Source organism: Microbacterium sp., from assembly GCF_049650565.1.
Classification (GTDB): Bacteria; Actinomycetota; Actinomycetes; order Actinomycetales; family Microbacteriaceae; genus Microbacterium.
This window is the reverse complement of sequence record NZ_JBASAK010000075.1, coordinates 1-7,250: the sequence shown is the minus strand read 5'-3', so window position 1 is coordinate 7,250 and position 7,250 is coordinate 1. Positions and strand designations below refer to the sequence as shown.

At 69.8% G+C, this 7,250-nt stretch carries 6 protein-coding genes and 1 pseudogene; 3 read left to right on the top strand and 4 right to left on the bottom strand.

The features are described 5' to 3' along the window. Window positions 1-116: 116 nt before the first annotated feature. The 4 genes from WA967_RS12625 to coaBC all read right to left on the bottom strand — a co-directional run bounded on the left by WA967_RS12625 (window position 117) and on the right by coaBC (window position 5,194). Window positions 117-722, bottom strand: coding sequence for a heme-binding beta-barrel domain-containing protein (locus tag WA967_RS12625; protein ID WP_424423113.1), 606 nt, complete (start codon window positions 720-722; stop codon window positions 117-119). A 99-nt stretch (window positions 723-821) separates the two neighbouring features. Beyond that, on the bottom strand, window positions 822-1,742 hold the full coding sequence (locus WA967_RS12620) for a LysR substrate-binding domain-containing protein (RefSeq protein ID WP_424423110.1): 921 nt from the start codon (window positions 1,740-1,742) through the stop codon (window positions 822-824). Then, window positions 1,739-3,916 carry an ATP-dependent Clp protease ATP-binding subunit gene (locus WA967_RS12615; RefSeq protein WP_424423107.1) on the bottom strand — a complete coding sequence of 726 codons (2,178 nt, stop codon included), beginning with the start codon at window positions 3,914-3,916 and terminating at the stop codon, window positions 1,739-1,741. The genes WA967_RS12620 and WA967_RS12615 overlap by 4 nt, the downstream gene beginning before the upstream one ends. 72 nt (window positions 3,917-3,988) lie before the next feature. Continuing rightward, window positions 3,989-5,194, bottom strand: a complete 1,206-nt coding sequence (coaBC, locus tag WA967_RS12610) for a bifunctional phosphopantothenoylcysteine decarboxylase/phosphopantothenate--cysteine ligase CoaBC (RefSeq protein ID WP_424423104.1) — start codon at window positions 5,192-5,194, stop codon at window positions 3,989-3,991. A gap of 145 nt (window positions 5,195-5,339) precedes the next feature. On the opposite strand from coaBC, the gene WA967_RS12605 reads away from it, so the two are divergent. The 3 genes and pseudogenes from WA967_RS12605 to WA967_RS12595 all read left to right on the top strand — a co-directional run. Next, window positions 5,340-6,047: an NRDE family protein gene (locus WA967_RS12605; protein WP_424423101.1), complete on the top strand. Its 708-nt coding sequence runs from the start codon at window positions 5,340-5,342 to the stop codon at window positions 6,045-6,047. A 149-nt stretch (window positions 6,048-6,196) separates the two neighbouring features. After that, on the top strand, window positions 6,197-6,688 hold the full coding sequence (locus WA967_RS12600) for a MarR family winged helix-turn-helix transcriptional regulator (protein WP_424423098.1): 492 nt from the start codon (window positions 6,197-6,199) through the stop codon (window positions 6,686-6,688). Window positions 6,689-6,828: 140 nt separating this feature from the next. Next, a pseudogene (locus tag WA967_RS12595) lies at window positions 6,829-7,250 on the top strand (alkene reductase); the annotation flags it as partial.

Sequence of the window (7,250 nt, the reverse complement as noted above, 5' to 3'; positions counted from 1 at the left end):
GCACCGACGACCGCGTCGTCGATCTCAGCCTCGCGGTGCGATCAGATGAACGTGCGCGCACGCAGAACGGCCCGCGCCGGCGGATGCCTGGCGCGGGCCGTCCGCAGCGGGAGAGCTCAGTTGAACTCGGAGCCCGGGTGGTAGCGCTTCACGCGGTGCAGCGTGTTGGTGTCGGTGTGGTCCATCTCCACGCCGCCGAGGGCGCCGAGCTTCAGCACCAGGGTCTGCGTGTAGGTGAAGGTCTCGTCCTCATTGAACGTGAAGGTGGCCTCGAAGCTGCGCAGCTCGGCGCGACCCGACAGGTACTTGTTCTGCAGGATGCCGTAGTTCGGGTCACCGGGGGTGGCCTTGACCGAGAACGAACTGTCGTAGGCATCCGCCTCGCCGCCGGCCATCAGCGCGATGCCGCGGCCGAAGACCACGTTGCGGATCACCTGGCGGGTGGAAGGCTCCCACAGCAGGTAGCCGACCTCGTCGTGGAACGGGTCCATCGCCTCTTCGCCGTGGCGCCACGCCTTCATGCCGTAAGTCAGGCCCTCGATGCGCTGTTGGCCGTTCTCCTGCAACGGGATCGGACGGAACCAGGCCTTCTCGAAGTATCCCGTGGGGCTCGTCTCGTCCTCGCGGTTGTGGTACGACACGTCGGTTCCCGTGTCACCCTCCCATTCGCCGACCAGCCAGGTGAGCGGTCCCAGTCGACGGGGTCCGTGCGCGTTCGCCATATTCGTGTCCTCCTTCGGGCAGCCTCTGCCCGCATCCAGCCTATGAGCGGCGGCAACGCTCGTCCAATCAATTGATTCTTAACAATTGATAGGCTATGCCTATGCAGTGGCGAGGCGTCCGGCATCCAGCAGATCGGCCGGGATGTCGCGGATGATGTCCGCGATGCCGCTCAGCAGCTCACCGCCGATGGCCGAGCTGCGCCACAGCATGGCCATGGTGCGCGCGGGCGTCAGGCCCGCGAACGGCGTCACGCGCAGGGAGTCCGTCCGGGCGATCGGCGGCTGCACGGCCAGCACCGGCAGCAGAGTGATGCCGACGTCGACGGCCACCATCTCGCGCAGCGTCTCCAGGCTCGTCGCGCGGAAGTCGCCCTTCTCGGAGGCGCCGGCCAGCGTGCACACGTCCAGCGCCTGATCGCGCAGGCAATGCCCGTTCTCCAGCAGCAGGAGCTGTTCGCCGGCCAGGTCGTCGACGGCCAGATCCGGCTTGCCCGCCAGGTGATGCCCGGTCGGCGTCGCCAGCACGAACGGCTCCCGGAAGAGCGTCTCGGTGTGCAGCCCGGCATCCTCCACGGGCAGGGCGCAGATCACGGCATCCAGAGCCCCGGCGTTCAGCCGGGCCAGCAGTGCGTCGGTCTTGTCCTCCACCAGCCGCAGCTGCACGCGCGGATACCGATCCCGCACGCGGCGCAGCACGTGCGGCATGAGGTAGGGGCCGGAGGTGGGCAGCACGCCCAGCTGCAGGATGCCGGACTCGGGATCCTGCGCGGCGCGGGCCAGCGCCTCCATGTCGGCCACCGCGCCCAGCGCCGCCTGAGCGCGCTCGACGATCTTCGCGCCCACGGGCGTGAGCAGCACTCCGCCGCGGGCGCGCTCGACGAGCGTCACTCCCAGCTCGCGCTCGAGCTTGCGGATCTGCGTGGACAGCGTGGGCTGGCTGACGAAGCAGGCCGCCGCCGCCCGGCCGAAGTGCCCCTCCTCGGCGACGGCGACCAGGTACGACAGATCGCGCAGGTTCACCCCGCGGCCCCGGACGCCGTGCCGGAGCCCTCGCTGGTGAGCACCAGGCCCGAGCCGTCGGCTGCGACATCCACCCGCACGATGTCGCCGTCGTGCACGGCACCGGACAGCAGCGCGGTGGCGAGCCGGTTCTGCACCTCGGTCTGGATGAGGCGGCGCAGCGGACGCGCGCCGAACACCGGGTCGTAGCCGCGCTCGGACAGCCACGACCGGGCATCCGGGGTGACGGCCAGCGTGAGCCGGCGATCGCCGAGGCGGCGCTGAAGCGCATCCACCGACAGCTCCACGATCTGCGCGAGGTCATCCTGCGTGAGGGCTGCGAACATCACGATGTCGTCCAGCCGGTTCAGGAACTCGGGGCGGAACGACTGCCGCACCAGCCCCATCACGGCATCCCGCTTCTCGTCCTGAGACATCAGCGGGTCGATGAGGATCGGCGAGCCGATGTTGCTGGTGAGGATCAGGATGACGTTGGAGAAGTCCACCGTGCGGCCCTGGCCGTCGGTGAGCCGCCCGTCGTCGAGCACCTGCAGCAGCACGTCGAACACCTCGGGGTGCGCCTTCTCGACCTCGTCCAGCAGCACGACGCTGTACGGCCGCCGGCGCACGGCCTCAGTCAGCTGACCGCCCTGCTCGTAGCCGATGTAGCCCGGAGGGGCGCCGACCAGGCGCGAGACGGAGTGCTTCTCGCCGTACTCGCTCATGTCGATGCGCACCATGGCGTGCTCGTCGTCGAAGAGGAACTCCGCCAGCGCCTTGGCCAGCTCGGTCTTGCCGACGCCGGTGGGCCCCAGGAACAGGAACGATCCGGTGGGGCGACCGGGGTCGCTGATGCCGGCGCGCGAGCGCCGGACGGCATCCGACACGGCCTTCACGGCATCCTTCTGCCCGATCAGCCGCTTGCCGAGCTCGCTCTCCAGGTGCAGCAGCTTCTCGCTCTCGCCCTGCAGCAGCCGGCCGACGGGAATGCCGGTCCAGGCGGCGATCACGCCGGCGATGTCCTCGTCGGTGACCTGCTCGTTGACCATCCGGCCTTCGCTCGAGAGCGCCGCCTCAGACACCTCGGCCTCGGCGATCTCGGCCTGCAGGCGCTTGATGGTCTCGTACTCGAGCTTGGACGCCTTCGTGTAGTCGGCCTCGCGCATGGCCAGGTCGCGCTGCGTGATCGCGTCGTCCAGCTTCTTCTTCAGCTCGCCCACACGGTTGAGCCCCTGGCGCTCGCGCGCCCAGCGCTCCTCGAGCGCGGACAGCTCGCTCTCCAGGCCCGCCAGGTGCTCGCGCAGCGTGGCCAGGCGCTCCTTCGACGCGGCATCCTTCTCGCGCTTGAGGGCCAGCTCCTCGAGCTTCATGCGGTCGACCTGGCGCTTGAGCTCATCGATCTCCACCGGCGAGGAGTCGATCTCCATCTTCAGGCGCGACATGGCCTCGTCGATGAGGTCGATGGCCTTGTCGGGCAGCTGCCTGCTGGGCAGGTAGCGGTGGGAGAGCGCGGCGGCAGCCACCAGCGCGCCATCGGAGATGGTCACCCCGTGGTGCGCCTCGTAGCGGCCCTTCAACCCGCGGAGGATGGCGATGGTGTCCTCGACGGAGGGCTCGCCGACGTACACCTGCTGGAAGCGGCGTTCGAGCGCGGCATCCTTCTCGATGAACTCGCGGTACTCGTTGAGAGTGGTGGCGCCGATCATGCGCAGCTCGCCGCGGGCCAGCATGGGCTTGAGCATGTTGGATGCCGCGACCGACCCCTCGCCGCCGCCCGCGCCCATCAGCACGTGCAGCTCGTCGATGAAGGTGATGACCCGGCCCTCGGAGTCGGCGATCTCCTTCAGGACGCTCTTCAGCCGCTCCTCGAACTGGCCCCGGTACATGGCGCCGGCGACCAGAGCGGAGATGTCGAGCGAGATGAGCTGCTTGTCCTTCAGCGACTCGGCCACATCCCCCGCGACGATGCGCTGCGCGAGCCCCTCGACCACGGCGGTCTTGCCGACGCCGGGCTCCCCGATCAGCACGGGGTTGTTCTTGGTGCGCCGGGTGAGCACCTGGCTCACGCGGCGGATCTCGCTGTCACGGCCGATCACCGGATCGAGCTTGCCCTGACGGGCGCGATCGGTGAGGTTGATGCCGAACTGCTCGAGGGCGCTCTGCTGCTCTTCGCTCTGCTGTGCGGGGTTGCTCATTCGTTCCTCCTGAGGAGACTCCTTCAAAGTTGAGTGGTGATGACTCAACTTTAGCAGAATGCCGGTTTCCGGTCATCCCAGGTGCGCGGAGATCACGTCCCAGATGTCGTCGGCGATTGCGCGCTTGGAGCCGGATGCCCGGGACAGCACCGCCCCGCTCTCGCCGATCACCTGCACAGCGTTGGTGGCGGACTCGAACCCGCGGTCCCAGCCGACCTCGTTGACCACCAGCAGGTCCACGCGCTTGCGCTCGCGCTTGCGCCGAGCACGGGCCAGCATCTCGTCGGCGTCCTGCGGGCTCTCGGCGGCGAACGCGACGACGATCTGCCCCGGGTGCCGGCGCGCGGCCAGCCCGGCGACGATGTCCTCGTTCTGCACCAGCTCGATGCTCTCCAGCGGTCCGGATTCCTTGGTGAGCTTGGCATCGGCGACCTCCGCGGGCCGGTAGTCGGCGACCGCCGCGGCCATCACGATCACGGCCGCGTCCTCGGCGGCACGACGCATGGCGTCGCCGAGTTCGGCCGCGGTTCCTGTGTGCTCGATGCGCACGAGCGGATGCCGGACAGCATCCGCCAGCACCGCACCGTCGACGTGCGCGGCGACCAGCACCACCTCGGCGCCGCGATCGGCGGCTGCCAGCGCGAGGGCTGTGCCCTGCCTCCCGCTGGACCGGTTGCCCAGGAACCGCACCGGGTCGAGGGGCTCGCGGGTGCCGCCCGCGGAGACGACGACGCGCAGACCGTCCAGATCGCGTTCGGCGATCAGCGCGAGCGCCCGCTCGGCGATCTGCTCGGACTCCAGCATCCGCCCCGGCCCGGAGTCGCCTCCGGTGAGCTCGCCCTCGGCGGGGCCGAGGATGGCGACGCCGCGCTCGCGCAGGGTGTCGATGTTCGCCTGGGTGGCCGGGTGGAGCCACATCTCGGTGTGCATGGCGGGGGCGATCGCGACCGGCGCGGTGGTGGCCAGCAGCGTGGTGCCCAGCAGGTCGTCGGCCAAGCCCGCGGCCATCTTCGCGATGGTATTGGCGGTGGCGGGCGCGACGATCACGAGCTCGGCAGCCTGCCCGAGGGCGACGTGGCGCACCTTCGCGACGTCGTCGTGCACGCTGGTGGTGACCGGATGGCGGCTGATGGCCTCCCAGGTCGGCAGGCCCACGAAGCGCAGCGCATCCTCGGTGGGGATGACCGTCACCTCGTGTCCGTCCTTGATGAGCAGGCGCACCAGGTGCACCGCCTTGTACGCGGCGATCCCGCCGGTGACTCCCACGACGATGTTCACGCTTCGATTCTGCCCGACCCGCGGTCGCACGGCGCAGGTTCTTCGTCGCAGCATCCGGCACAACCGCGCGACTCGGCACGGATGCACGGCGGGCAGAGCCGATGCCGCGGAGCCGTGCGCCCGCGGTGCCCATAGACTCGTGCACGTGTGCACCGTGGTGATCGATGTCGCAGATGGCGGAGCACGGCTGCTGGCCGTGCGCGACGAGGATCCCCAGCGCGCCTGGGATGACCTGGGCGAATGGTGGCCGGACGAGTACCCGGGCGTGATCGGCATCCACGACCGCCGTGCCGGAGGCGCCTGGCTGGCCCTGGATCCGGCATCCCACCGCCTGGCAGTGCTGCTGAACCGCGCCGACGTGCTCGACCTGCCCGAGAGCGAGGTGCTCTCCCGCGGCTCGCTGGCACTGGAGTCCGTCGCGGGCAGGTCGCCGGAGGCGCCGCTGCGGATGCACGGCTTCAACCTGCTCGAGGCTGCTCCGCATGGCTCACGGGTGCTGCACTGGGATGGCATAGAGCTGCGCGAGACGCCGGTGCCGGGCGGCGTGCACATGATCGCGCACGACGACCTCGACGATCCGCGCACGGCCCGGATCGCGGCGTGGCTCCCGGAGTTCGCCGCCGCACGGCCGGATGACGACGGCTGGGCGGATCGCTGGATCACCCTGCTGGCCCGCAGCGCAGAGCTCTCCCCCGACGACGATCGCGCCATCATCCGCGACAACAACGCGCACGGCTACCCCACCGAATCGCTGCTGTACTGCACGGCCGAGGTCCAAGCGGATGCCGCGAGCGCGCGCTCGCACGTGCTGGCAGAGCCCGGCCGCTGGGACTCCCGCCCTTCAGGGGCGTGATTCCTCCAGGAGCGATCGGCTCCCCGACTCCTGGACGCGCTTCATCCCGGACCGATCTCGGTGCCGCCCAGCCGCCTGCGAGCCGGCCGGCGACGCGCGCCGGCTCGTCGGCGTTTGCCCGCGGGAGGATCCGAACCTACGCTGAGCCCGTGGACAAGCCGATGCTTCAGGGGGGCGCCCCGCCGAGCGACGCACCGCTGAGCGCGGCACCACTGAGTCATGCGGTGTTCCAGCTCGCACGCCTGCACAAGAGCATCGCCGCCCAGCTGCTGCGGGAGACCGGACTGCGCCCCGGTCAAGAACTGGTCCTGATGACGCTGTGGGACAGGGGTCCGCAGCGACTCGTCGACCTGGTGCAGATGCTCGACTCGGACGCTCCGACGATGACTCGCAGCATCGCCCGCCTCGAGAGGTCCGGGCTGGTGGCGCGCAGCCGGTCTGCTCAGGACGGGCGCGTGGTGATCGTCCAGGCCACGGAGAGCAGCCTGCCGCTCCGCCCGCGGGTCGCTGCTGCCTGGGCCCGGTTGGAGCAGCTCACCGTCGGCGATGCCTCAGAGCGGCGTCAGGCCGAGCTCCTGCGCGCACTGAAGGAGCTGGAGTCTCACCTCGAGACCTCCGGATCGCCCTCTCCCGAAGCCTGACGAGACCCTTTCTCACCGAGCCCCAGGACTGCATCGGTCGATGCGAACCGAAAGTCCTTGCTCGGACAAGGAATAGCTTCATCAAACCCCTTGTTCGAACAACTAAGACGGCAGGGAGCCGTCTGAACAGGAGTTCCGCAATGCACGAGACATCAACCGCCACACGAACCGCTTTCGAGCCGATCACCGCCGGTGGCCTCCGGCTGCGCAATCGCATCGCGATGGCGCCCATGACCCGCAGCCGAGCGCCCCGCACTCTGGCGACCGCCGACATGGCCGAGTACTACGCGCAGCGCGCAGGTGCAGGGCTCATCATCACCGAGGGGATCCAGCCCAGCGCCATCGGGCAGGGCTACCCCGCCACCCCCGGCATCCACTCCGCCGCGCAGGTGGACTCCTGGCGAAAGGTGACCGAGGCCGTGCATGCGAACGGCGGCACGATCGTCGCCCAGCTCATGCACACCGGTCGCATCTCGCACCCGAGCAACCCCGAGGCCGCCGGCAACGGCGCGCTCATCCCCGTGGCACCGTCGGCGGTGCGTGCCGCGGGGACGATCTTCAC